The 479-nt window shown below is 53.9% G+C and carries 1 protein-coding gene; it reads right to left on the bottom strand.

Annotated features, from left to right (window positions below):
- Positions 1–195: 195 nt before the first annotated feature.
- Positions 196–324, bottom strand: coding sequence for a hypothetical protein (locus tag AC5ZGW_RS46950; protein ID WP_456647040.1), 129 nt, complete (start codon positions 322–324; stop codon positions 196–198).
- Between the last annotated feature and the right edge of the window lie 155 nt (positions 325–479).

Genomic DNA, 479 nt, shown 5'->3' with positions numbered 1-479 from the left:
CATCCTGAAACGGGAACTTTCCGTTGATGTGAAAGAAGAAACGGGGCATTGACGGCAAATCACGACTTTCCGTTCGCAAAACGAGACCCTCCGCCGACCGTTCCTAACAGCTCCGTCGATCGGCGCAGAGATTGAAGGCCTGCCTTGTTGGGGGTCCAATCTTATTACAGCGGCTGCCAACCTCAGGTTCGTTTGCTAAGTGACCAACCAATAAACACCGGCGGCCAGCAGCAGCGCAACGAGCGTGCTGACCGCCACGACCAGCACCCAATCCCATTTTGTGAGTAGTTCATATTCAAACATGAAGTTGTCTTCGTATTTCATGCTGTTTACCGGACGACGCCGGCGACATCGTCACTCGGTACGACACAGTCGACGGCGAGAGTTTCTTCCCTTTAACACTTTGGCGCTCCCATCGGATCACAAAGCTGGAGACTGGCGTCGAGGGCATCCAATCCGCGGTGAAGACCTTTGTAGAG

It is taken from the genome of Bradyrhizobium sp. Crot121 (assembly GCF_059512385.1).
This window is presented reverse-complemented; position numbering and strand designations above follow the sequence as displayed.

What these genes read in the sequence shown, in the direction of transcription:
- AC5ZGW_RS46950 (WP_456647040.1), bottom strand. Translation starts at nt 324, where the DNA reads ATGAAATACGAAGACAACTTCATGTTTGAATATGAACTACTCACAAAA.